The 25,314-nt window shown below is 52.0% G+C and carries 22 protein-coding genes; 4 read left to right on the forward strand and 18 right to left on the reverse strand.

Features of this window, described 5'->3' with window-relative positions; all coding sequences use genetic code 11:
• Window positions 1-70 precede the first annotated feature (70 nt).
• On the forward strand, window positions 71-2,194 hold the full coding sequence (locus tag HPY52_06785; GenBank protein ID NPV79969.1) for a SpoIID/LytB domain-containing protein: 2,124 nt from the start codon (window positions 71-73) through the stop codon (window positions 2,192-2,194).
• Here the strand turns inward: HPY52_06785 and HPY52_06790 are convergent.
• Entirely contained in the window at window positions 2,142-3,008 is an 867-nt protein-coding gene (locus HPY52_06790; GenBank protein ID NPV79970.1) for a histidinol-phosphatase, read from the reverse strand. The genes HPY52_06785 and HPY52_06790 overlap by 53 nt on opposite strands.
• 121 nt (window positions 3,009-3,129) lie before the next feature.
• Between HPY52_06790 and HPY52_06795 the strand changes: the two genes are divergently transcribed.
• The 3 genes from HPY52_06795 to HPY52_06805 all read left to right on the forward strand — a co-directional run bounded on the left by HPY52_06795 (window position 3,130) and on the right by HPY52_06805 (window position 4,828).
• The gene (locus HPY52_06795) at window positions 3,130-3,729 is read left to right on the forward strand and encodes a chromate transporter (protein ID NPV79971.1); all 600 of its coding nucleotides are present in this window, start codon (window positions 3,130-3,132) and stop codon (window positions 3,727-3,729) included.
• 14 nt (window positions 3,730-3,743) lie between these two features.
• On the forward strand, window positions 3,744-4,265 hold the full coding sequence (locus HPY52_06800) for a chromate transporter (GenBank protein NPV79972.1): 522 nt from the start codon (window positions 3,744-3,746) through the stop codon (window positions 4,263-4,265).
• A 209-nt stretch (window positions 4,266-4,474) separates the two neighbouring features.
• A complete protein-coding gene (locus tag HPY52_06805; GenBank protein NPV79973.1) occupies window positions 4,475-4,828 on the forward strand; it encodes an alpha/beta-type small acid-soluble spore protein in 354 nt (117 codons plus the stop codon).
• Between the two features lie 186 nt (window positions 4,829-5,014).
• On the opposite strand, the gene HPY52_06810 is transcribed toward HPY52_06805, so the two are convergent.
• From HPY52_06810 to kdpB, 17 genes are all read right to left on the reverse strand, one after another.
• On the reverse strand, window positions 5,015-5,278 hold the full coding sequence (locus tag HPY52_06810) for a hypothetical protein (GenBank protein ID NPV79974.1): 264 nt from the start codon (window positions 5,276-5,278) through the stop codon (window positions 5,015-5,017).
• A gap of 224 nt (window positions 5,279-5,502) precedes the next feature.
• Window positions 5,503-6,789: a 6-phospho-beta-glucosidase gene (locus HPY52_06815; protein ID NPV79975.1), complete on the reverse strand. Its 1,287-nt coding sequence runs from the start codon at window positions 6,787-6,789 to the stop codon at window positions 5,503-5,505.
• 1 nt (window position 6,790) lies between these two features.
• A complete protein-coding gene (locus HPY52_06820; GenBank protein ID NPV79976.1) occupies window positions 6,791-8,413 on the reverse strand; it encodes a hypothetical protein in 1,623 nt (540 codons plus the stop codon).
• On the reverse strand, window positions 8,391-9,491 hold the full coding sequence (locus tag HPY52_06825; protein NPV79977.1) for an alanine racemase: 1,101 nt from the start codon (window positions 9,489-9,491) through the stop codon (window positions 8,391-8,393). Before HPY52_06825 ends, HPY52_06820 begins: the two co-directional genes overlap by 23 nt.
• Before the next feature lie 117 nt (window positions 9,492-9,608).
• The gene (locus HPY52_06830; protein ID NPV79978.1) at window positions 9,609-11,288 is read right to left on the reverse strand and encodes a D-aminoacylase; all 1,680 of its coding nucleotides are present in this window, start codon (window positions 11,286-11,288) and stop codon (window positions 9,609-9,611) included.
• A gap of 19 nt (window positions 11,289-11,307) precedes the next feature.
• Window positions 11,308-12,255 carry a hypothetical protein gene (locus tag HPY52_06835; GenBank protein ID NPV79979.1) on the reverse strand — a complete coding sequence of 316 codons (948 nt, stop codon included), beginning with the start codon at window positions 12,253-12,255 and terminating at the stop codon, window positions 11,308-11,310.
• The gene (locus tag HPY52_06840; protein NPV79980.1) at window positions 12,252-12,551 is read right to left on the reverse strand and encodes a DUF1343 domain-containing protein; all 300 of its coding nucleotides are present in this window, start codon (window positions 12,549-12,551) and stop codon (window positions 12,252-12,254) included. Before HPY52_06840 ends, HPY52_06835 begins: the two co-directional genes overlap by 4 nt.
• A 12-nt stretch (window positions 12,552-12,563) precedes the next feature.
• A complete protein-coding gene (locus tag HPY52_06845) occupies window positions 12,564-15,149 on the reverse strand; it encodes a DEAD/DEAH box helicase (protein ID NPV79981.1) in 2,586 nt (861 codons plus the stop codon).
• Entirely contained in the window at window positions 15,136-15,585 is a 450-nt protein-coding gene (locus HPY52_06850) for a DUF86 domain-containing protein (protein ID NPV79982.1), read from the reverse strand. The genes HPY52_06845 and HPY52_06850 overlap by 14 nt, the downstream gene beginning before the upstream one ends.
• Complete coding sequence (locus HPY52_06855; protein ID NPV79983.1) at window positions 15,578-15,994, reverse strand: nucleotidyltransferase domain-containing protein; 417 nt, start codon at window positions 15,992-15,994, stop codon at window positions 15,578-15,580. The genes HPY52_06850 and HPY52_06855 overlap by 8 nt, the downstream gene beginning before the upstream one ends.
• A gap of 6 nt (window positions 15,995-16,000) precedes the next feature.
• A complete protein-coding gene (locus HPY52_06860; GenBank protein NPV79984.1) occupies window positions 16,001-17,458 on the reverse strand; it encodes a hypothetical protein in 1,458 nt (485 codons plus the stop codon).
• Between the two features lie 211 nt (window positions 17,459-17,669).
• Window positions 17,670-18,101, reverse strand: coding sequence for a PIN domain-containing protein (locus HPY52_06865; protein NPV79985.1), 432 nt, complete (start codon window positions 18,099-18,101; stop codon window positions 17,670-17,672).
• A complete protein-coding gene (locus HPY52_06870; protein ID NPV79986.1) occupies window positions 18,098-18,430 on the reverse strand; it encodes a helix-turn-helix domain-containing protein in 333 nt (110 codons plus the stop codon). The genes HPY52_06865 and HPY52_06870 overlap by 4 nt, the downstream gene beginning before the upstream one ends.
• 333 nt (window positions 18,431-18,763) lie before the next feature.
• Window positions 18,764-19,462, reverse strand: coding sequence for a response regulator (locus HPY52_06875; protein ID NPV79987.1), 699 nt, complete (start codon window positions 19,460-19,462; stop codon window positions 18,764-18,766).
• Between the two features lie 79 nt (window positions 19,463-19,541).
• Window positions 19,542-22,307 (reverse strand): sensor histidine kinase KdpD, encoded by a 2,766-nt coding sequence (locus tag HPY52_06880; protein ID NPV79988.1) that lies wholly within the window; start codon window positions 22,305-22,307, stop codon window positions 19,542-19,544.
• A gap of 143 nt (window positions 22,308-22,450) precedes the next feature.
• Entirely contained in the window at window positions 22,451-23,026 is a 576-nt protein-coding gene (gene kdpC / locus HPY52_06885; protein NPV79989.1) for a potassium-transporting ATPase subunit KdpC, read from the reverse strand.
• 101 nt (window positions 23,027-23,127) lie between these two features.
• Window positions 23,128-25,197: a potassium-transporting ATPase subunit KdpB gene (kdpB, locus tag HPY52_06890; protein NPV79990.1), complete on the reverse strand. Its 2,070-nt coding sequence runs from the start codon at window positions 25,195-25,197 to the stop codon at window positions 23,128-23,130.
• Window positions 25,198-25,314: the final 117 nt, after the last annotated feature.

Here is a 25,314-nt window from a genome sequence, read left to right on the forward strand (position 1 = left end):
CAGGGCCGCAGCCGCAGACTGGCATGGCGAATCGTTTTGCTGATATTTTCATAATGAGGGGTTCGTGATGATGCTAGAATCTATCATTCGCATGCGCCGTACCTTCCTTATTCTCATCCTTACACTGGCTACCATTGGCCCCACAAATATAAAAATGGACGCTGCTATGTATGGAGACCAGGAGAGTGCCGCCCTCGTAGGGACAGAAAAGGATGATATCTGGATACGGGTGGCCATAAGCCAAAATCCCAACCATGAACCATCCTTTGAACATGACAGGGTAACAGTAGTCTGCGGCAGCGATACGATGCTTGACTCCTTGGGTACGGCTCAGACGGCCGAGTATAAGTCCGACAGCCCCCTACCTGAATCTGTTCAACCAGATACCAATCACCAATATTCAGGCCCTATGCAATTCAAAATCCCTACAGGTGCAAAGCTCCTGATCTCAAGCGGGATCGGCGGGGTTGAAGTCATGGAACAGTCTTCAAAACCAAATGGCGAGGCACTGGAAAGAACCCTAGGCACCTTCCCGTCTGGTGTCGTGATCTCTCCTATCGATGAACATGCGACGCTCGGCATCGCTAGCATCAGAAGGCCAAAATCTAGTCCTTTCCCTATTTATAGAGGCAAGTTAGAGGTGAAGCCTTCCACCAGGCCGGGGAAATTGCTCGTCATAAATCTGATAAGGCTGGAAGACTATCTTCGGGGGGTTGTGCCGAATGAGATGCCCACCGATTTCCCGATTGAAGCCCTGAAAGCGCAGGCGATAGCCTCCAGAAGTTATACCGTGGTAGAGCTTAAGAAGCATAGCAGCATCGGCGCCGATCTTTGCGATGGGACACACTGCCATGTATATTATGGCGCTGCGAGCGAAAATCGACGCACTGATGAAGCCATCGCAGCGACTCGCGGGTTATTTGTCCTCTACCGGCAAGAGGTCGCCAGGGCTTACTATTCCTCTACAGCTGGAGGATTTACTGAGAATAACGAAAATGTTTGGCCAGATCCATCTAATGGGAATTTCCCGGGAAATCCTATACCATATCTAAGGGGAGTGCCTGACGATAGTACAATAAAATACCTCGATAAGGAAGAGACATTTCGAGAGTTCCTGCTATCACGGGCAGGACGGTATGATTCAGCATCTCCGTATTTCCGCTGGAAAGAAGAATGGTCAAGAACAGAGCTTGAATCCATTTTCGCCTCTACATTGCCCAAATATGCCACACGGAAATCTAGCTCTCTGCTGCCTTTGCCTTCATGGTCCTTCACAAATCCCGGGCAGCCCGATATGCCATCGCAACCTGAACCTCAACCACAGCCAGAATCAGAGTCACAACTGGGGAACCAGTCACAGGTTCAACCACAAGCAGCCCCCATGGCACAACAGGCACCGGCGGCGCGACAAGACCTTCCAGCCGGTGATCCTCTAGGTCAGCTCCTGGACATACGCGTATTGAAGCGTGGCATATCAGGAAAGATAATTTCTTGCGAGATCAAGGGATCGCGCGGGACTTGGGTCGTGGAAGGCGAACTAAAAATCCGGTCTGTATTCAAACCGGCCTTAGGGTCATCTTCGATGCTCAAAAGCGCCAATGTCATCTTTGACTTGAAGAGAGACAGCAATGGAGAGCTTATCCGCGTCACTGCGCTTGGCGCAGGATTTGGTCATGGGGTGGGAATGTCCCAATGGGGAGCCCGCGGGATGGCCGCATATGGCGAAAGCTTCAGGTCGATCCTGGGTCATTATTATCAAGGCACCGCCATTGGCACAATGCCCATTGTATTGACCCTATCCTCACCGTCCGGCGCTTCAAGTTCTCAGATCTTCAGCTGGCCCGGGGGAGACGCGAGGCTTGTAATCAGCAGAGTCCCCCATCCCTCTAAGGGCATATTTCGTTCTGTCGTGGACTTCCTCCTTAAGCTGACATCAGGTGACCCCTTCAAGATCAAATCCTTGACAATATCGTTCAATAATAAAGAGAGTCTAAAGGTCGATCTCACTTCGCTAAATGAAACGCCGCTCACGATAGATGTCAGCGCCTATCTGCGCCCCGGACTAAACAAAGTAGTCTTCGAGGTCACCGGGGATCAGCCGCCGGCCCGGGGAGGCTCTTCTTCTCCCCAGGACGCGGATGCTATTCGGATCTCGATCCAGTCATCTCCTTCCGCGGCTCTTCAATCGGAATGAGTCGCATCTTTCGATCCTTAAAAGTCGCGACTTCGGAGAATCCGGCTCTCCGGGCGAGGTCAAGCGCGCGATCCATGCCAAAACCTAGATCATGGAGACGATGAGAATCAGAGCCAATTGTTATCGTTCTACCACCCAATTGATGATAGAGCTCGATTATCTCTCGGCCCGGGAGAGTCTCGTTCAAGTCTGTCCTGAGCCCGGAGGTATTAATCTCGAGCGCGGTACCCTTTTCTACCATCCTCCTGAGGATCTCGACAATGATATCGCGGAAATCATCGACCGGGAATGGGGCATGAGCGCGGAAAGCATAACGTTTGGGCAGATCGAAGTGCGCCAGCGAATCAAAGAGCCCACTCTCTGCGGCCTTGAGCAAGCCATGAAAGTAGATCTCACATGTCTTATTTGGACCTATCTGGTCGAAGAGTTCTGGGGAAATCGGAATATCGCCAAGCCAGTGGTAGGAGCCCAGAACAAAATCAAAGCCTTTTCCGGCCAGGAATTCTAGTATCTCCTCCTCGCCGCCGACAAAATAGTTTACCTCCACCCCCATTCGCAGGCTCAGTCTATCGCCCCACTTTTTCTGACATTCTTCGAAATCCCTTTTATAATCTTCAAAATTGAAATGCTTGTAAGCTGGATCTCGCGGGTCGAATTCTATATGGTCTGTGAAACAGATCTCTTCTATCCCAGAAGCTATAGCAGCCTTACAACGTTCATCCATGGACACCCGGCAGTCAGGCGAGTGCAATGTATGGACGTGATAATCACAAAGTGGAATTGGATAGTCGGATGAATTCTGAATTTCCGGCACTATGTCTTTCTCCTCTCTCAGCGAACTGCCAAGGTTAAATATATGCCCTCCTTCTCCTTCTTGTCAACTCCAGCCAGATATGCTATGCTACTATGAGTAATCTGGGAAAGAGGATCAATTTATGCAGGATTCGTCATACCAGCAAAAGAGTGAAAATGTAACCCCTTTGATGTTATTCACGGCATTTCTGCCGATAGGAGCCTTTACTTTCGGCGGCGGATATGCCATGATCCCCCTCATCAAGAAATCTATTGTTGATAGGTATCATTGGATGGGGGAAAGAGATTTCATCGACTCTATTGCTATAGCCCAGAGCGCTCCTGGACCAATTGCGATAAACATGGCAGCGCTTACAGGCCGGAGGCTCGCAGGCATCCCCGGGGCGATTGCGTCAGTGATCGCAGCAGCTCTGCCTTCTTTTATTTCCATCTTGATCATAGCCGCCGTCTTTTTAGGAATCCAGCACAACCCCTTCGTGAGGGCGGCCATGAAGGGAATGCGACCTGCTATAGTCGCTCTCATGGCAGCCGCGGTGTTTGATGTGGGGAAGGCTGCCATCGCGACGGCAGCAGGAGTTGGTCTTGCCGCTATCGCCTTTGCAGGTTTGACCCTCCTCCATATGCATCCAATCGTGGTTATAATACTTGCGGCAGCAGCGGGCTTTTTCATGAAGCCTGCACGTGATGAGGGGAAAACTCCGGAAAAAGACGACATAGAATAGGGTGATTGACCTCGATGGTATTATTTCAGCTTTTTTTGAGCTTCTTCAAAATTGGCCTCTTTAGCTTTGGCGGCGGCTATGCAATGATCCCCCTGATACAGAGAGAGATCGTGACATTGCACAAATGGCTCAACATGGAGCAATTTCTCGACATTCTCGCCATCTCGCAAATCACTCCCGGGCCTATCGCCATCAATTCAGCGACATTTGTTGGATACAAGGTCGGCGGCATATTGGGATCAGTTTTGGCTACTTTTGGCGTGGTCCTGCCCGCGGTGATTGTGATGCTGATATTAACTTATTTCTTCCTTAAATATAAAAACCTGGAACCAGTTAAGGCGATGTTCCGCGGCATCCGTCCGGCGGTAGTGTCATTGATACTGGCAGCGACAGTCATGATCGTCCCTTCATCCATATCTGACATAAGCGGAGTAGCAATAGCCATTCTCACCTTCCTTTTCATCCGGCGTTTCAAACTGGATCCAATACTCGCGCTGGTGATAGCCGCTGTCGCGGGGATTTTGATATATAGATGATTTCATGTCTCTCTTCGTCTCATCCCCCCTTCGTTTCATATTCAAATTCAGCGCACGCTGGAGATTAGATGCAAGTTTAGGGTAAATGAGAAGAGATCGGAGTTTGTTGTTCATCTGGAAACTTGAAAGCTCTCTCCCACCTTTTCGCTAACATAGCCGTCCCGTCTCGTGCAACAATAGTATCAGAACGTAATAAGGGGGTGAGCTAAATGCCGCGTAGAAACCGGTCGACCGTAGTGCCACAGGCACGAGGCGCTCTTGACAACCTCAAGTATGAGATTGCTAATGAAATAAATTTCCCCACGAACCTCATACAAGGTGACTACTGGGGGAACATTTCTTCAGCCCAGTGTGGAGCCGTCGGCGGACACATGGTGCGAAGGATGATAGAAGCAGCTGAAAGGACTCTGGCTGAGCAAGTCGCGTCCGGCGTGAGAACCGCATTCAGGGCTACGCTCGGCCAGGCCGGCCAGCCGGGTTATATATCGCCTTCCGGCGTCGCAGGTACAACCCAGCCGGGAGTAAATCCTCCTGGACAGGTTTCTCCTGGGATGACCCAGTAAGACCACCATTGGGCAAGGCAATATAACCTTCGGTAAGTGATGGGTTAGGACTACTAGTGCGGTCAGGCTCTGCAACTTCCCGCCTTTAATAAATATATAAAAGCCTTGACCGCACAATTTTGTATGATGAGCCAAAATGTACTACGCGTCCCATGTTTAATGTAGCCGCTCCATGTCTCAGAAATCTCAAGACCGTGGACTAGCTTTTTGACTTCTCCTCCGCTCCTTTGCGAGTATCTTCTCCCCTTTTCTCCGTGCCTCATCCCATGTGCCTTCTGGTGTTATGCCTACTTCCTCAGCCATTTCCTCGAGTTGCCTGACCCTCGCCATTTCTGTCGGATCCGTGACCGACCACGCATGAATCATCGGGATTTCGATGCCGTCCATTATGTCTACCCTCATAAGGGTAAGATCTCGAGGGCCTTTCTCATCCAGCTTTCTTTTAGGCATGCTATCACCCACCCTTACAGAATATTCTTTCCGGTTGCCCATCAATAAAAACAGTCTGATCATCCGAGGAAAAAGAAGCCCCGGCCACCAGCCATGCTGTGATGCACCCAGCCGGTACGGGGGCTCAAAGAAATGTGAGACTCTTCGAAGTAAAGAGGACCGAGAGAGCTGAGGATTCTTCAACTCCAAATCGCAGGATTTTCAGCCTCAAACCGGGAGATTCATCAATCCGCAAAGAATTTAGGCAAGAATGCCCTATTGGCCTCCAGCAGCCGCTCCAGAAGTTCCTTTGCAACTCTATAAGAAGGAACCAATGGATGTGAAAGGAGGGCTTTGAGAGCCAGATTCCTGTCGCCGGTTACTCCAGCCTCTACCGTCAATTCTTCGTATGCCTTTACTGCCTGAGTCAGGCCGCGTATCTCGGGCTCCAGCGGTCTTGTGACCAGTGGATGCGCTCCGTCGCCCGAGATCACCGATGGCACTTCTACTACGGCCTCTACCGGCAGGTCCGGTATGGCGCCAAGGTTCACGGTATTAACAATATGAACCTCATCCTTGCAATTCGCTATTGAGGATATGAGTGAAATGGCAACCTTGGAATAGTTTCTGCCACCCCGCTTGGATAGCTCGGCGGGAGCCTGCTTTAGATCAGGATCGCTATACAGCTTCATGAGCCAGGGTTCCAGTTTCTTTACGGCCTCTCCCCTTGTTTCTCCGGCGGCCTTCACCTCAGCAATGGCTCCGGGCGTGTCATAGTAATACCTCAAGTAGCTAGATGGAATCATCCCAAGAAGCTTCAACAAAGATGGATCAAAACCATGCCCTTCCGAGCGTTTCCATGCTTCAACGGCCTTGCCGATAGCATCCTGAGTCACATCTTTCCCGGCCACAAAGACCCTTCTCACCCAACTTAGGTGATTTAGCCCTACATAGTCCATGGTGACTTCCTCTGCAGTCACGCCAAGCCACCCGGCTATCATTTCTTTCATGTTGAAAGGCACATTGCAGAGACCAATGGTCTTCACCCGGCCATATTTCACCAGGGCCTCGGTAATAATCCCGGAAGGGTTGGTGAAATTGATCAGAAATGCGTCCGGCGCGACCTTTCTCATGTCCTCGGCAATGAGAAGGGCAACAGGGATGGTCCTGAGCGCATTTGCAAAGCCGCCGGGGCCGGTGGTCTCCTGGCCAAGAAGGCCAAACTCCATGGGAATCTTCTCGTCGCGAATGCGTGCATCGAGCCCTCCGACCCGAATCTGGCTTATAACAAACTGAGCCCCTTTGATTGCTTCCAAACGACCGTCATAAAGCTTGACTTGAGTCTTAAGTCCAGCAGCTTCCATCATACGAGAAGCCAGCCCGCCCACAACAGCAAGTTTCCCCTCGTCAATATCCATGAGGGCTAATTCATCTATATGGAGCTCATCGCGAAAATCGATCACTCCCTGGATCAACTCAGGGGTATAGGAACTGCCTCCACCGATGATGCATAGCTTAATTGATTTCGTCATATTACGCCATCCCTTTCCGATTTACAAGCTTGATCACACAAACACTCTCAGGTTCCAACAACTGGCGCAAGATAATTCTTCCATCTCGGGTTTCCACCGGTACTGGACATTGATTTTTCAGGTCACTCGCCAGATATTCCGCTCCATCAGCTTTAATTTTGAAAATCACATTTGCCAGGTCCTGGCCGTGATTGAAGCCGAATAGCAGTTTGAATGCTCTTCCCTCCGCATCTATGCCTTCAAGGATCCTTGGTTCAATTATGCATCCTTCGGGCTCGCCTTCTACGCAAACCAAAGGTTGTACCCCGGCGGATATCGCAATATCAGAAAGAAGCCTTCCCCGATCAACATCTCTGGCCATTTCATACCCATAGCTCAACATTGTGCCAATGAATATGGCTTTCCCCTTGCCATAGCGGTTCATCACAATCGCCGGCGCCCCGCCAGGGAATTCAGCGATAACCTGGGCTGTATCAGAAATAACCTCCAGCTCCTCCTGATAGAAAGCCCCTTTAATCTTATCCCCTGGCTGGAAAGAAGGCAGGGTATCACTCGCTGAAACAATTGTCATTTCTGGGGTATCCATCCTCTCTATGGACCGCTCTTTGCAGCCGAAGACTCTATCCAGGCCCATCCCGGGAATTGCCTCCGGCACCATGCCTGTTTCATCATTCCACCCGCACCGCGCTTCAGCCACGACAATCCCGCCGGACCTCACGAATTCTGCGACTCTCTCTGCAAATGGGCGGGAAATCATGATGATGAACGGCATATACAGCACCCTATAATCCGCCAGCGCCCCATCCACGATCTGGTCAACATGCAGAAAATCAATGGTTATCTTCTTTTCAAACATAGCGCGGTTCGCACCGAGAAGAGACCTGCTGGAGACCGGCCTAGAAAAATCCCCCATACATGTCCAGAGAATATTCGAGGGCACGCTATATAGGATACCTACATCGGATTTCGGAACCCGTCCATTTACGAAAACGTTCTGGTTTGCGTCAACAATCTTGGACACAGCCCCGGCTGCCCAAGCTCGCTCGGTAGGAACGCCATTTGGTTCAGTGAGGCCAAACCCGCCTGATTCTACGCCGGAAGTCATGGGATACCAGGCATAATAGCAGAGAGCCTTTGCCCCATGGCTTAGCGCTCCCCAGCCCCAAAGTTCGACATCCTTGGGCCTGATAGCCATAGCGCGAGTCGAGACATAACCGTGCCCACCCTGGAGTTCCCCTATCCAGCAAGGTTTACCCGCAGCATCACACGCGGATCTTGCGGCACCAAGGTGCGCCGAGCGAAAAGAAGGGTCTCTTGCCTCAAAATTGGCGGAATGCTTGGGATAAAAAGATGTTCCATATGCATCCACTGTTCTGGCCATTTTCCAATCGTCTGGCTGCCCTGAGCCCCCGGGAAGCGTAAAAATCGAGGGTATGGCGGAATGACTGGTCAGAATGTGATTCGGGTCAGCTCGCCGCACGACCTCTGCCCGCCAGGCCAATTCCTCCACGCTGCGACAGGAAGGAATTTCTGCATAACAATCCCCGGCCCGAAATCCCAACAAAGCCAGACCGGGCCTCTGCCTCCCTTCTACGCATGTACTATTGAGCCCTGCCTCTGGCATCTATAGCTATCTTGCCGACCACATCCTCACCACTCACCAGATAGGCATAGTCAGCGAGATTCACCACCGGGCATACGTGCATAGGAACAACCTCGACTTTTCGCCCTATCTTGAAGACATCCCCATCCCCCTGAATCTTGACTACGCCGTGCTCCTCATAAAGCCGCTCGATCTGTGAGTGAGGAGATTCCTTAATGATACCGTGGCCGCCGATTCTCGGAATGGGCTCTTTGTCAGAAGACAGCGCCTTGCTTCCCGCGTCCAGCACGGCCCTATCATCAGCGGGTCTGCTGATTACTGTTGTGAGAATCGACAAGGCGCATTCCTCGAGCCTTACGAGCCCGAGGCCAACAAGAGAACCATCATTGAATACGTACGTGCCAGGCCGGATCTCGGTGACCCCTTTCACCCTCCCTGATATTTTGCATGTCGGGGTCGATCCCACACTGATCTCATTAACGAAAATCCCATGCGCCTTCATGAGTCTGGCGGTATCAACAAGGAGTCCGCCCTCAAGAGTCCCTATCTGCTGCAAATCGTCAGGAGTCAGAGCCTTTGAGCCGTGGCCTGCGTGGGTGAAAAGCCCTCTCAGTCTTATTCCTCTAAGATCTGAAATCCTTTCGGCAAGTCGAACCGCTGCATCCCCTGGAGTCACTCCACACCTCCCGAGTCCGGTGTCAACCTCAATCAAGACATCAACCACGCGCCCATGATCAATGGCCACCTCAGAGATAGCCTTTGCGCCCTCAATGGAATCAACACCCACCGCAATCGTAGCAAAACGCATGAGGCGCATCAGCCTTTCAAGCTTCTCCCGTCCTACAACAGTATAGGCCACAAAAATGTCGTCAATGCCTGAAGAGATCATCACTTCAGCTTCCGAAAGCTTGGCTACCGTAATTCCGCCAGCCCCCGCCTTCAGTTGTTCATGCGCTACGAAGGTAGATTTATGGGTCTTTGTATGAGGCCGCAATTTTATTCCATTAGCCCGCGCAAAGTCGGCCATACCCTTGATGTTTCGTTCCATCTGGTCTATATCAATCAAAACACTAGGCGTATCAAGATCATATTTCTTCATAAGCCCTGCCCTTTCCGCCTTTTCTGCCCAAGACCCATCTCAAACCCAGGCCCCTCCCAAATCTCGGCACGATCATGGATGCTAATCCCTTTCAAAGTCAGGCACGACCGTGGATCCTCATCCCCTCGGAATCAAACGTGACCTTAGACATTGGCGCTGCGTCGCTTTCTGAGGACCTTCGCGCCTCCTTCTGAGGATCCTTCCTGCCCTAGCTCCGGTATGCTCACCATGGCTATAGGTCAAAACCCCGGAGACAAGGACATGGCTGATTCCCTTGGCGAATTGGCGCGGCTCAGCATAGCCTGCAGTATCCCTTATCTCATCAGGGTCAAAGATAACAAGGTCTGCCCGCTTTCCGACCGCCACTTCGCCGATCCCATCCAGACCCATTATCGATGCCGGAAGCGATGTCATCCTCCTTACAGCTTCCTCCAATGATAAGATCTTTTTCTCCCTGACAAATTGAGATATAACCCTCGGGAAAGTCCCATAAACCCTGGGATGTGGCTTTCCGGAGGTATAGAGGCTATCGCTGCCGATAGCAGTATAGGGGCTCGCGATGATAGCAGACAGGTCATCCTCGCAAGCCTGATAAACGATTACGGTAGTTGCGCTCCCTTCCTCAACTATTATATCCATGAGATAATCCAGAGCAGGCTTCCCGCATTCCGCGGCCAGACTTGCTAGGTCGCGTCCTTCCATCCATTTTGATCTTGGAGACTCCACGAAGTTGATCACTAAATTCTCCAGCCCCACAGCGCCAAAGACATTATCCCAACCAGGGAGGCCATTCCGTATATTCTCCTTTATTCTCTCGCGATCAGCCGGATCCTGCAATCTCTTGCGGAGCGCCTCAAAACCTCCTTCTGCTGCCCATTGTGGCAAAAAGGAAACGAGCGCCGTATTGCCTGCCACGTATGGATATGCATCGCAGGTAACGCGAAGGCCCGATTCCCTCGCATCGTTCATCATCGCCAAGGTAGTCTTGCTTTTTCCCCAATTCTTCCTTCCAGATGCTTTATGATGGGATATATGCAAATACGCCCCGGCTTCCCGGGCCACATCGATAGCCTCTTGCACCGATTCTATGACCTTATCTGATTCGCTCCTTATGTGAGTAGCATACACCCTGCCCTGTTTGCCGACCTCTCGCGCTAATTCCACCAATTCTGAGAAAGGAGCGTAGCTTCCCGGAGAATAAAGAAGCCCGGTGGACAAACCCAGCGCTCCCTGGTCGAGCATCTCATTGAGCGCGTCCTTCATCGCCTGAAGTTCAAGGGGTGAAGGATCCCGGTTTGTCATGCCCATAGCAGCTGCCCGGAGGCAATTGTGACCTACCAGCGTTCCGATGTTTAGCGAAATCCCCTGTTCTTCAAGGATCCTGAAATAATCTGTAATACTCCAGGTTTCCCAGTCAAATCCACAATCACCGAGGATCGGCGCGCTTATCTCCCTAACGAGGCGCTGATTGTTCACCGGAAGCCCGTCAAAATGCCTTGACCATATCACAGAAAAACCGCAATTACCAACGATCTCCGTGGTGACCCCCTGGGTTATCTTCTCAGCGGCAAGTGGCTCTCTGATCCTCGCCAGATCAGAATGGGTATGGATATCGATGAAACCCGGGGCCACGCATAGCGAGTCAACTTCAATTACATGCTTCGCCCCTGGAGACATATCTTCGGGCCTTAGTTGGCCGATATTTACGATAAATCCGTCTTCTATCACAATATCGGCCCGGTAAGGGGGTCTTCCGGTCCCATCTACGATGATCCCGCCCTTTATGATACAATCCATGATTTCTTATCTGCCTTCCTCAATTTTCTATAGCGATGCTGCAAATACCAAGATCCTTTAGACCAATCAGGATGGCTCCAATGACTGGCTCATAAGTAGGTGGCACAAGGCACGCGGATGGTAACTCTGTTTTCAACCCATCTGACAGAGCAGCTACATAGGAAGGATTGTAATGGAAGACCCCGCCTGCGTAGCTTACCTTTATGCCGCCTTTCATGTCGAGGGAATTTGCCACCGCCTTGATTCCAAGCACCAGCGCCCTAGAACATTCCTTCATTATATCGCTGGCGACAACGTCGCCTGACGAGGCGGCCTCAAAAACATACCTGGCGATAGCAGCCACATCCTTTGGAGTGAGCGGTGGATGATAGACGGCTCGGACCAGCTCAGAAGGTGAATTTACTTTGAAATGGGCAGTAATGAGTTTTGTAAGCAAAGTCGAAGGCCCTCTGCCGTCCGCGGCAAGGGTTACAGCCTGGAGAGCCCGCCGTCCGAGGTCGTAGCCGCTACCTTCATCCCCCATCAGAGGACCCCAACCACCGGCCTGGGCGGATCTCCCCTCTTGATTCTGCCCGTATATGTTGGATCCGGTTCCCGCTATCACAATTATACCCACCATTTCAGGAATCGCCCCGGCAAGGGCAATAGCAGCATCTCCCACGAGGATAACCTTGCCTCCTTGCGCAACCCTGCTGATTTCATCGACAAGCAGCTCCTTTTCTGTGACACCTGAGATCCCCGCCATGCCTACGACTATCCGCTCAAGATCAAGGGAATCGATTTGGGCGGCATCTGCCGCCATCTTCAGAGCCTCTTTGATTGGCTTTGTAACCTCAGCAATCCCCACCTGAGAGACATTACCTCGGCCACCGTATCCCTCGCCTATGATCTTGCCATCAATGTCGCAAATGACACAGCGGGTCTTGGAGCCGCCGCAGTCAAATCCGGCTATATATCTCCTACTCATAAAGCAGATACTTCCCTCTCATTCTGATCGTACCACATGCGGCATTGCCAATTCTTCATCCGAGCTATCTTCAAATCGCATCCAATTCCAAACTCCTCATTGAACATCCCGGCAAGCTCGCCTATCGTGAAGCCATGCCTCGTGGCGATGGGGTGAAGGCCGACAAACGAGGCAGATCTCGGATCCGATACATTCCCCTCCACCTTGATGCCATTTATGGGATTGGGACGATCAAGAACGATGAACCCTTTGTCGCATTCAGCAGCATCCTGCGTTGCATGAGCCAGGGCGAACATGAACCGGATAATCTAGAGCAACCTGCGGATCCTGGCTTCTACGCCAGGTGGGAGGTCCTTTCTCCGCGCCGTCTTCCAACCGTCCTGAAACATCCCGGAAGATTGGTTTTCCGCGACTGCGCCGCTCAGGCTCTGATTTGCTTCACCTGGGACCTTGAGATATGCCCACCTCGGTCGCGTCCTCGGTATGTATGGCTCCCTTTCCAGGAGATCGTGCAAGATGATGAGGGCAGCATCCTTATCAGGTATCCTCCCGCGAGGGCTTGTATCAGGATCATACTGGCTGAATGGAACCTCAGGCGCGCCCACACATGAAGGGCAGCCATTTTCACACGTGCATTCGGTTATTACATCAAGACAGCTTGATATTATCTCTTCGATCATCGAAAAAGATCTCTCTGAAAATCCGACACCACCAGGGTAACGATCATACACAAATAGAGTCGGGAATCCCAGGTTCGAGGCATCTACGGCGGTTCCGATATCTCTTGGGTCGCACATCACAAAGAGAGGAATCACTTCATTAATGACATTCCCAACCCCTAGGAGCCCCTCCATAGGATCACGGCCCCATTCGCTGACATGCTTTGCCAGCTCGGGCGGAAGCGGCAGCCAGAATCCTGTGGTCTCCATAGTCTGCGGCGGCAGCGCGATCTTGCCGAAACCCAGGCTATCCCTGCTATAAAACTTGATCTTCTTGAACATATATACCATCGACATGACAGTGAGCTCTCCGAAAGAGAGGCGCACCTTGCGCCATACCTTGCTTTCCTCTTCTGAATCAACCTGGACCCTGCGCTCTGCCACAGATTGGGTGAAATAGTCGGCGTTAATGGGCTCAACATAAGCAACCCTTTGATTTATGTCCAGGTCCCGCACAAAATACGTCTCGCCGTCATGCATATAAATGGCCTGAGGGTGAATCTGCTCAAAGGCGCTCAGCTCGTCCATCGTCCCGATGACCTTGCCACCATCTACCCCAGCGCTGGAGTCAACGATGTTATAGGTATTGTCCGACATATTCCTGAGGCGAACCTGGTCTGCAGGGTAGCCCGTCTTCTTCCAGTACCATCTATCACCCACGCGGATTACTTCCCGGCGATCCTGCAGAATCTCAAGAATTGGCTGGGTATAATCGCCAAACAACTCGACATCCTCGGGCCCGATGGGAAGCTCAAAGGCGGCGCACCGGAGATGACGCGCGACCACATATGGATTGTGCGGATCGATAATGGCGCTTTCCACGGGCTTTCCAAAGAAATAGTCAGGATGATGCATGAGATACTGATCAATGGCCGAGTCATTGGCGATGAGAATAGCCAGGGCCTCCTCGCCGCTCCGGCCTGCGCGGCCTGCCTGCTGCCATGTGCTGGCGATAGTGCCTGGATATCCTACAATCAGCGCGGCATCCAGTCCTCCTATATCGACTCCTAGCTCCAGGGCGTTGGTCGATACCACGCCCAGGAGTTCACCGGAAAACAAAGCCTGCTCGATAGCCCTCCGTTCCTCAGGCAAATACCCGCCTCGATAGGGCTTTATACAATTCACCAGCGAAGGAGCGATGCGCTGGAGCCTGTCCTGGACATACCGGTAGATCAATTCCGCCACAACTCTTGCTTTTACAAAGCCAATGGCAGGAGTTCGCTGGCTGATAAGCTCAGCCAGGAGCCTCTCAGCCTCTGCATTGGAACTCTTGCGTTCAGCCTGCCCTTTCCCGACAAAGGGCGGATTCCAAAAGACGAATTTCTTTGGTCCTTTTGGCGAACCGTCATTGTCAATGACTGTCATCTTCCTGCCGGTGAGCTTTTCGGAAAACTCTCCAGGATTGGCGATCGTGGCGGAGCAGCATATAAACCTTGGATTTGCCCGGTAGTGTCTCAGGATCCTCGATAATCGCCGCAGCACATTGGCTACATTCGAACCGAACACCCCGCGGTACGAATGGATCTCATCTATTACAACGAATTCTAGATTCGCGAAAAAACTGCTCCATGATGGGTGGTGAGGCAAAATGCCTTGATGGAGCATATCGGGGTTCGTCAGGATCACATTACCCCGCTCGCGGAGCTTTTTCCTCGTAGCCGCGGGTGTATCGCCGTCATAGGCGCCTGCCACGATGGGAAGATCGGGGTCTATGTCTTTGAACCTTAAGATGCCACGCAACTGATCCTGGGCAAGGGCCTTAGTAGGGAAAACATATAAGGCGCGGGGGCCTGAAGAAGGGGTCGCCCCACTGGCATCACTCGCCTGGCAGAGCCTTTCAATGACAGGAATATTATAGCAGAGAGTCTTACCGCTTGCAGTAGAGGTAACAATGGTAACATCCTTCCCCGCCCTTATAGCGTCGATAGCAGAAACCTGATGAGAATATAGGTTCTCTATTCCCATTTCGCTCAGGATCTTCGAGAGGCGCGGGGACAAGGGCTCACTGAGAGTCCCATAAATCGGTGCCCTTGCAGGAATACTTTCTACATGTATGATTTGGTCCTGGTAATCCGGCCAGGCCTTAACCCTGCCGAGAAATGACTCAACTTTCAGGATGATTCCCCCAATCAGCCCCTCCGAACTCTCTATCGCTCCAGAATTAAATGGGGCCATTGCCATCTGAATCTGTTCGCTTCCCCAGATACTCAATTACGTACTTAGAAAACATTGTAAAATCAGATAACCGAGTCTGAAGGATCTCATAGAGTTCTTCTGGAGTAACTCTACTATAGTCATGAATCAGGCGGTTTCTGTAACCAGCCATTCCAGCTATCCTCCTAGCGAACTCGTCCGGCAATATACGCGCATCCCTCATCATATCGATAATTGAACGATAATCTGATGGTACGCCAGCCCCGGATTTAACCACCAGATGGCGGCCAAGATCGAATAGAGCCTCCAGAGCTCTGCGTAGACGATTCTCAGCAATATCAACAGCATCCTCGTTTCTGCAGAACTCATCGCGACCGAGTCCGGCCAGGAGTTCTAATCTCTTTACGCAATTGCTGATAATGCCCAGTCTTTGATCAATGAGGGCTAAGTTATACAAAGGAGGCCCCCTTTCTAAGCCTATCATATAATTCTTGCCTGGCCATCTCCAGGTGATATCTAAAATCCATGTAATCTCTAGAGGTGATACATTCAAAGTCCGTTAGCTGTTGGTAGTCCGAACAGTAAATAGTCTCTCCGGTGGAAATCACCTCAAAACGCACCGGTAAAGATGCGGAATCAAGAAACACGATGTCAACTTCAAGGGGGGCGAACAATTCTGCAAGCCTGGGGTAAAGATCCATATATAGATCGACATGGTTTTCCCCAGGTCTTACGAGAAGCGCCAGGTCTACATCACGGGCCTGCTCCTTCTTTTCCAGGAAAGAACCAAATAAATACGCCCCAATTATCTCTGGGAATTGCCTGAAAATCTTTTCAAGTTGTGAGGCGATATTGGCGTCAATCATTGAAATCTAGTCTCCCCCATCAACCGGATGCGCGACAAACACAGGCGTAGAGAAAGTCACTTTACGGCCGAAGAAATTCAAAATGACCTGCGCCAATATTGCAACATTCTTCGCCCCCTCATCACCCGGGGAAGGCGCAACTTGATGCGCGCATGGAGCCTTCTCATACGCTCCAACTTGGGTCCAGACGGCCTGCCGGAAATCTCTAGTGTCGGAAAAAGCCGCCCAGAACTGCACCTCATCTACAGCCGTCCCGGGAGAAACATCTACATGCAGTTCCGCGGCGCCATCCGGCCTGGACGAAAATTGCCAGTTGATGTTGGGGAGGCGAATGAGGCCGCTTACATGTAAATAGAAGGCCCCCATGGTGGTAAGAAGATCATCATAATCACCGAGCCCATGACCGGCATTCGGCAGGAACAACTGATAAGTAGGCCCTGGCAAGTCCTTCAGGTATACATTGAGGGCATCCACCGGCCAGTAAGAATCGTTGGTCCCCACAACAATCAGTTTGGGAATGTCCAGCTGGTCGCGGAAAGAATAAGGATCCACGATGGCCATCAGCAACTGTCCTTCCTCGCCCCCGGCCAGGTCAGTCAAACCCAATCTTGTATAATCATTGATCGAGGCACTGTAGGTCCCAAACTGCTCCAGCTGCAATTTCATCTGTTCCGCAAGGTTGAGATTGTTGTAAGACATGGGGATGATCCCTTTGACACGCGGATCTACCGCGCCCGTCAGCCATGAGGTCCACCCGCGTTTCGATGCGCCGGTCACAATAAACGAATCAATCTCCAAGCCCAGATCCTGCTTTGCAAACGCCTGGATGGCATCCATCGCCCGCACTGCGGATTTGACCATCGGCAACAATGCCGGCCATGTAGAATCCCCTGTCTCCAGAAATTGAACAAAAGTATGGGCGATCAGGGCATCCTCTGTCAGTCCCCCGAAAAGAGGTTGATTCGGAACATTATTCAGGATAGCCACCGGGGCCTGAATGACATCAGACACAGTCAATGCCAGCGGGATGATTTCATTCTGGCCTGTAGAAAGGTCGTCACTGCCGGTTATATAAACCATGGCCAGGTGAGGATTGAGTAAGGTTTTTGGAACGTAAAATCCCACCTGATGCGTCCAGACTATGTCGTGCCAGGACTGGGACGTAAGGGAAAGTAGATAAAACTTGCCTTGAGTGTCTACAGGGATTTCGTCTATCTTCTGCCAGGCGAAGGTAGGATCCCCATTTTGCAGGTAGTCTTGTAGACTGTTATGTAGCTTTTCTAGATCGACGGCTGTCGCAGCGGGCTGATCTTGAGAAGAATTGGATCCTTCCGTTCCGGAGATCGCCCCCGTAGTTCCGGCGGCCAGAGCGGGCGCCCCAGTCGAAAATAGCGGGAACGCGATGGCAATCAGGATCAGAATGAAAATGGGATCCATCAACATCAACCGGCGGCGTTCCAACATAGAACCAGTCCCCCTTAGATTGAAAAATTTACAGCTCATTTTGATCCCGTGCCGAACATAGCGTCCCTGCGGACCCCAACGTAAAACGACAAAATCCCAATGAAATGATACCACATTTTGCAAGAAAAACCAATATCGAAGACTTGACCCATACGCTCAGCTGATGCCGTGAAGCAGGGGGAGATATGGGCGCATAAGTGAATAAACCGGCTTATGGCAATATTTTGAACCCCATCCCCACCCACGTAAAACGCTTGTCATCTGTGAGGACTTGTTCTATCTGCCGTTCCTGCATCACAATCATGGTGGTAAAATCAGTAAACGAGATCTGGGGCTTGTCCTTGAACCGCAGGCGTAATTCCCAGGCTTTCGCAAACTGCTCCGGAGAAATCCTCTCAATGACGAGGAAGCCTTGAGCCGCAGCGGATAATATTCTCTCAACGAAGCGGAACGCCTCGTCCGGAATCTCGCGCCGGAAAAGGAGTGTGATCAATTCGTCAATAACGTAATCGCTGGTATAGACTAAAGCGCCCGCCGTCCGGAGAGACTTGTAAAGACTGCTCACCAATTGGTGATGTGGATCCTTTCGATGCCCTAAAACAATCCAACCCCAGGTGTCTATAAATATGGATTTGGGAGTCATGTGGTATCCCCTTCATAAATCTCTTCCTCAATCTTCTCAGCTGTAACAGATTCCCCAGAGAGACATCCTATGACTTCCAACAAGGGGTCCTCTTGATGTGGTATGCTTCCTTTTTTCCCGGCGGGTTTCGCCACGCAAGTCTGCTTCGTCCCATATAGAGGCCTTGCCTCTTCAATAAAGCCTTGGAGATCATGAGCCTTTATCCGAGAAACCCCCTCTGCCAGCTTGTAAATAGGTAGCCGTCCCTGTTTGGCCCACCTGTAGATAGTAGGCCGCGCCACGCCCAAATAATCTGCCGCTTCCTGTATAGTAAGCCATTCGCGCTCCATGAATATTCCTCTCCTCGCCGTAGGGAAAATGACCCCCTTCTTAGATTTCTTGTCATATCTGTACATAGTGTAACATAGTGTCATGCTTATTGTCAAGACTCAAATCAGAAAGCTACGTGGCCCCATCAAGGTTTCTTCGCAGCACTGTCTGATACTATAGCCTGACTGATCAAACCATATGAAGCTCCACCTGGAATGGACCCATGGTTGCCTGCCCAGAGCCTTGGCAGCCTTCTCTAAACCCTATCTATCGATGCAAGTCGCCCGGCACATCGTCATCAGCCAATTCGTTGTAAATCTCCCATTATTCCCACGTCTACCATGGGCGGTTGCTCAGGAAGGTGAGTTCAACCGGTACCCTACACCCGGCTCTGTAACTATATACTTTGGTCGCGCTGGATCGGGCTCGATCTTGCGGCGCAGTTGGCCGATGTATACGCGAAGGTAGTGGGTCTCCATTTCGTATTCTGGACCCCACACGAGGCGAAGGAGTTGCCTGTGGGTGATGACGCGCCCGGCATAACTGGCAAGCGTCTTGAGGATATCATATTCGATGGGGGTAAGCTTCACTTCCTGACCTTTCATCGTCACCAAACGCTTAGAAAGATCAATAGTCAAATCTCCAACCGATATTATGGGCTCATCCTCGGGTTTTGCCACATGACGCATTGCCACTCGGATTCGCGCTAGAAGCTCCCCCATGCCGAAAGGCTTAGTGATGTAATCATCTGCGCCAGCATCGAGGGCGTTGATTTTATCCTCTTCACGCCCGCGTACGGAAAGGATCAAAATAGGGATCTGTGACCATTCTCGCACCCGTTTGATAACCTCAAGACCTTCCATGTCAGGAAGGCCGAGGTCCAAAACCACCAGGTCCGGATGAGCCGTAGCCGCTCGCGCTATTGCATCCTGCCCACAATTTGCTTCTTCGACTTGGTAGCCATGGGCGGTCAAGGCCACGTTCAAGAGCCGACGGATCTGGGCCTCATCGTCTACCACGAGAATTTTTGCACCTTTACCTTTAGATTCCATGTTCGCTGACCTTCTTATCTCATTCCCTTGATTTCTCCCAGGATCGCCCCCGGAGTCTCACCTTCGACCTGAGTCGGTTTCATCGGACCGACTGCGTGGTCTTATTCTCCACCTGCACCGGTTCCGGTGTCTTATCTCCAAGCGGCAGAGTAAATGTGACCTTTGTGCCGCCTCCTTCTCGATTCTCGGCCCATATCCTACCACCATGAGCATGCACGATCCCCTTGCAGATAGAGAGTCCGAGCCCTGTGCCGCCCCCGTGCCCCGGACGCTTCACCCGGTAGAATTTGTCGAATATCCTCTCCAAATCCTCCTTCGGAATCCCGACCCCGCGGTCCAAAATAGCCATTTCTATAGCCTTGTCTTCTTTTCTGACCACAATATCTATGTCTGAACCGGGCGGCGAATACCTCACGGCATTATCCAAAAGATTCACCAGCGCCTGCTCTATGAGAACAAAGTCTATATAGATTAGCGGAAGATCATGTGGAATATCGAGATTGACAGAGCGACCCTCTAAACGATTCCCCAGGCGAGCCAGCGCTGCCCCAATGACGTCTTCCACATCGCACCAGTCACGAGCAAGATGGAGCACACCTGTTTCGAGCCTGGCCATATCCAGCAAGTTTCCTACCAGGCGATTCATATGTTCTGCCTCATCCCGGATGGTTTCAAGGAAGCTCCGGCGGACTTCCTTTGCGTATAGATCACCATCCTCCAGGAGGCTGGTTACAGCGCCGATGATTGAGGCAAGCGGCGTCCTGAGATCATGAGACACAGAATCAAGGAGCGCCATGCGAAGCTGTTCTGTTGCGGTGAGGATTTCGGCCTTTTTCGCTTCTTCTGTCAACCTTATACGCTCTATAGCAACAGCTGCAAGCCCTGCGAAGGCCTCCAGCATGCGCCGCTCATCCGGTGACAAATACCTCCTGTCATCATTACGCCGTAGTCCGAGAACCCCCACGACTCCCCGGGCGGTATGGAGGGGGACATAGATGGCCGAAGCCTCGGCCAGCGTCTCAGTACCACGTCCCGCAATCTCACCATGATGAAAAACCCATGTGGCAGTAGCTCGTTCTTTTTCATCGAACTTGTGGGGCTCAGGCTCTGTCTTGGCTTCAGTCGCCTGAGATGGAGGTTGAGGGCAAGATACAAGTGAGCGAATGGCAAGTTCGCCATTATCATCTGGAAGTATGACCATGGCATCACCAGTAAAGATGTCGCAAGCTTCCTTTGCAACAAGATTCACAAGCTGGTCTGCGTCAGACGTCGCTGCAATTTCGCGGCTCAGGCGGTATAGGGCAGCTGTCTTGGCCTCACGAAGCCGGGCAGCCCGGGCTTCGTAGTGAAGCCGGGATGCAAAAGAGCTTATGATAATAGCAACAATGAGGAATATCAATAATGTAAAGACATGGCGCACGTTCGCCACCGTAAACGTGAAAATCGGTTGAGTGAAAAAGAAATCGAGGGCAAGGAGGCCAAGCACCGCGGCAAAAATGGCCGATCCAAGCCCAAGGCGAGAAGCGGCTACAAGAACGGGCAAGAGGTAGATCAAATTAAGATCCACGGTAGTCAGGGCTGGCCGGAATAACAGCGTAAATGCCGTGACAACCGCCACTGCGAGAAATGCCTGCACATATAACAGTAGAGGAAGTCCAGGCCACGCTGTTCGAGGGACTCGCCGCCATCTAGTATCATCCTTTTCCGGCTCCCCTGGTATCACGTGTATGCTGATTCCCCGGCTCAGCCTCATTATCCTGTCCACGAGCGAACCTCGCACCAGGTCCACCAGCATGGGCTTGAGGGGTTTTCCAATTATCATCTGCGTGACATTTCTGGAGCGGGCAAATTGGGCCAACACCTGCGCCACATCGTTGCCTGTGAGGGTAACGACCTCCGCGCCAAGCTGCTCCGCTAACCGCAGATTACGAGCAAGGCGATCGCGTTCACGCTCACTCAAATCTCCACGGCCAGTCTGCTCCACATGCACGGCGATCCAATCTGCCCGCAGCCGGACAGCCATCCGGTACGCCACACGGATCAGATTGGCTGAAAATGGGCTGGGGCTAACGCATACCAGCACCCTTTCGTCTACCGGCCAAGGCCCCTTGATTTCGTGAGCCTTCATGTATCGCTCCAATTGCCGGTCTACCCGTTCAGCCGTATGCCGGAGCGCCAGTTCCCGCAGCGCATTGATATTCCCCGGGCGGAAAAAGTGTCTGAGCGCCCGTTCCGCCTGCTCAGGCACATATACCTTGCCTTCTTTGAGCCTCTGGATCAGATCCTCAGGAGAAAGGTCGATGAGCCTGATTTCGTCGGCTCGTTCGAGGACACCGTCCGGGATTGTCTCCTTCACAGTGATGCCGGTGATCTGCGCGATTACATCGTTGAGGCTCTCGAGATGCTGGATGTTCAGAGTGGTGAATACATCTATACCTGCATCCAGGAGTTCCTCCACATCCTGGTAACGCTTTGCATGCCGGGAACCAGGGGCATTGGTGTGCGCCAGTTCATCCACCAACGCCAGCTGGGGGCGGCGACGCAGAATGGCATCGAGGTCCATCTCCTGGATGACCTTCCCTTTATAAGAAACCTCCCTGGGCGGAATGATCTCAAGCCCCTTGAGCAGGGCCTCCGTCTCCTGCCGCTTGTGCGTTTCGACCCAACCGACCACCACGTCTACCCCGTCAGCTTCGAGCCGCTCATGGGCAGCTTCCAGCATGGCATAGGTTTTCCCCACCCCTGCGGCTGGGCCCAGGAAAACGACCAGTTTTCCCCTGTTTTCGTCTTTTATTCGTTCCAGCAACTGATCTGGATCTGGACGTTTCTCCTCTTCTGTGGGCATTTCCTCAATCTCCCTCAAATCAAGGCCTTTCCCGATAAGCTATCCGGGCGCTTGGACGTGCCACGAAGGCCTACCCCATCTTCAAGGTAATTCACTATTTTAGTAGAGTCTGTCACGTCAACAGATGCCTTCAAGAACCCCCTTTATTTGATTTCGTCGAGAGCCAGATTCAACTTCAGGACATTCACCCTCGGTTCGCCTAGAATCCCAAACTGTCTTCCTTCTATATGCTTCTTGATAAGGGCCCTTACCTCCTCCTCGGACAATCCGCGCGCCTGTGCCACCCGTGGCGCCTGAATATAAGCCGCGTCTACGCTGATATGGGGATCCAGGCCGCTCGCTGATGAGGTGACCAGATCACTCGGCACAGGCGTATCTTTTGAGAGGCCATTTTCGCGCCGTACCTTCACGGCAAGGCTGGCAACCTTTTCGATCAGCGCCCTGTTGGTCGGCCCGAGATTTGAACCCGAAGATGCCGCGGCATCGTAGCCTTCACTGCCTGCAGAGGATGGACGGCCATGGAAATATTTGGAGCCCATAAACCGTTGCCCGATGAGCGCCGAACCGACAATCCGGCCATTTCTCGTAATCAGACTGCCATTGGCCTGCCCGGGAAAAATCAGCGCACTGACTCCGGTAACGACCAAGGGATATATGATGCCTGTCAAAAAAGTCATCATCAGTATCATGAGCCCCGCACGCGCGACATATCTCATCATGTGTATTTCACTTCCCGATGATATTGTAACAATTTATCAGATTCTCCTTCATCTGCTCATCCCCCATAGACTAATCCCCGATAGCTCTATAGAACGGTCACCTATACTAGCCCCAGAGCCACAATGACCAGGTCGATGATCTTGATACCAACAAACGGCGCAACTAATCCGCCCAAGCCATAGATCAGCATGTTGCGCCTCAATATCGCGGAGGCGCCGAGCGCCCGGTATCCAATACCCCTCAGAGCGAGTGGGATGAGCGCAATTATGATAAGGGCGTTGAATATGATAGCGGAAAGGATAGCGCTTTGTGGCGTAGCCAGGCGCATGATGTTTAGCTTCTCCAGGACTGGGTAAGTATCCGCAAAAAGGGCAGGTATTATGGCAAAGTACTTGGCCACATCGTTCGCTATGCTGAAAGTTGTAAGCGATCCGCGGGTCATCAGAAGTTGCTTGCCAATCTCCACTATCTCAATGAGCTTCGTAGGATTGCTATCTAGATCTACCATATTCCCTGCTTCCTTAGCTGCCTGAGTGCCGGTATTCATCGCCACGCCTACATCTGCCTGAGCCAGTGCGGGCGCGTCGTTCGTGCCGTCTCCTGTCATAGCTACCATGTGTCCATTTGCCTGATATTCGCGTATAAGCTTGAGTTTCCCCTCCGGCGTGGCTTCCGCTAAGAAATCATCGACTCCCGCTTCCGCGGCGATTGCAGCAGCGGTGATGGGATTATCGCCTGTTATCATGACGGTCTTGATCCCCATGCGCCGCAAGGCGGAAAAGCGCTCCCTGATGCCACCCTTCACGATATCTTTTAGGTGGATCACACCCAGGGCCTTCGCCCCATCAGCCACTATCAGCGGGGTGCCGCCACTTCGCGCCACTTTCTCGGCAGCTGAACGCACCTCATAAGGCAACCTGCCGCCGCGGGAACTTATAAAAGCCTCTATAGCATCAAGGGCGCCTTTACGAATCTCCCGGTTTCCTATATTCACCCCACTCATACGGGTCTTTGCCGTAAACGGGACAAATCTCGCACCAGCCCCTGCGAGATCTCGCCCGCGAAGACCGTAATCCCTCTTTGCCAGCACAACGATGCTGCGCCCCTCAGGGGTTTCGTCCGAAAGAGAAGCCAGTTGTGCCGCGTCTGCAAGGTCGCTTGCCTTCACGCCAGGTGCCGGGATAAATTCTGTAGCCATGCGGTTACCCAGGGTGATGGTACCTGTTTTGTCGAGGAGCAGGACATCCACATCGCCAGCTGCCTCAACGGCGCGTCCGGACATGGCCAGCACATTGTGCGCTACCAGGCGGTCCATTCCTGCAATACCGATGGCGCTTAAGAGCCCTCCTATCGTAGTTGGTATCAGGCATACAAGAAGCGCGATCAGGACCGGTATTGAAACATATACGCCGGAGTAAATCGCAAATGGCTCAAGAGTCACAACCGCAAGTAGAAAGATTATTGTAAGTCCTACCAGGAGAATGGTAAGAGCGATCTCATTGGGTGTCTTCTGGCGTTTTGCGCCTTCGACAAGGCTAATCATATGATCCAAGAAAGTCTCGCCGGGGTTAGACGTTATCCTCACCTTTATCCAGTCAGAAAGCACCCGCGTACCTCCTGTGACTGCGCTGCGGTCTCCGCCAGATTCGCGAATGACTGGCGCGGATTCACCAGTTATCGCACTTTCGTCCACAGAAGCAATCCCCTCGATAACTTCGCCATCGCCTGGGATAATGTCCCCTGCTTCCACCAAGACAATGTCCCCTTTTCTCAGCGATGATGCAGGGACGGTCTCTTTGACGCCATTTCCTGCCCCTGTGATCTTCTTGGCCATAGTATCCGTTCGAGTCTTGCGAAGAGACTCGGCCTGCGCCTTTCCACGACCTTCCGCAAGGGCCTCGGCGAAATTGGCGAACAACACGGTAAACCAGAGCCAGGCCGCGATTTGTATATCAAAAGATATGGGAGCAGTCTGGACGGTCATAGCATCCCGGATAGCCAGGATCGTGGTGAGCAGAGCCCCTATCTCCACAACAAACATCACTGGGTTGCGGATCTCAACACGCGGATCCAGTTTCCTAAATGAATCCACGATGGCCTGGATCAGAATGGCCCGAGTAATACCGGCCACCTTTCGTGTCTTAGCTTTTGATGCTATATCCCCAATCATGTCATGATCCTCCAATTAGTGTCGATTCCTTATCTTAGAATAAGCCGCCCCGGCCGGCCACGGCCACAGAAGTCGCTCCGGCACCCTTAAGACTGATGTCGATTCCATATCTCGGAG

Source organism: Bacillota bacterium (assembly GCA_013178415.1).
In the GTDB taxonomy this organism is placed as follows: Bacteria; Bacillota; SHA-98; order Ch115; family Ch115; genus Ch115.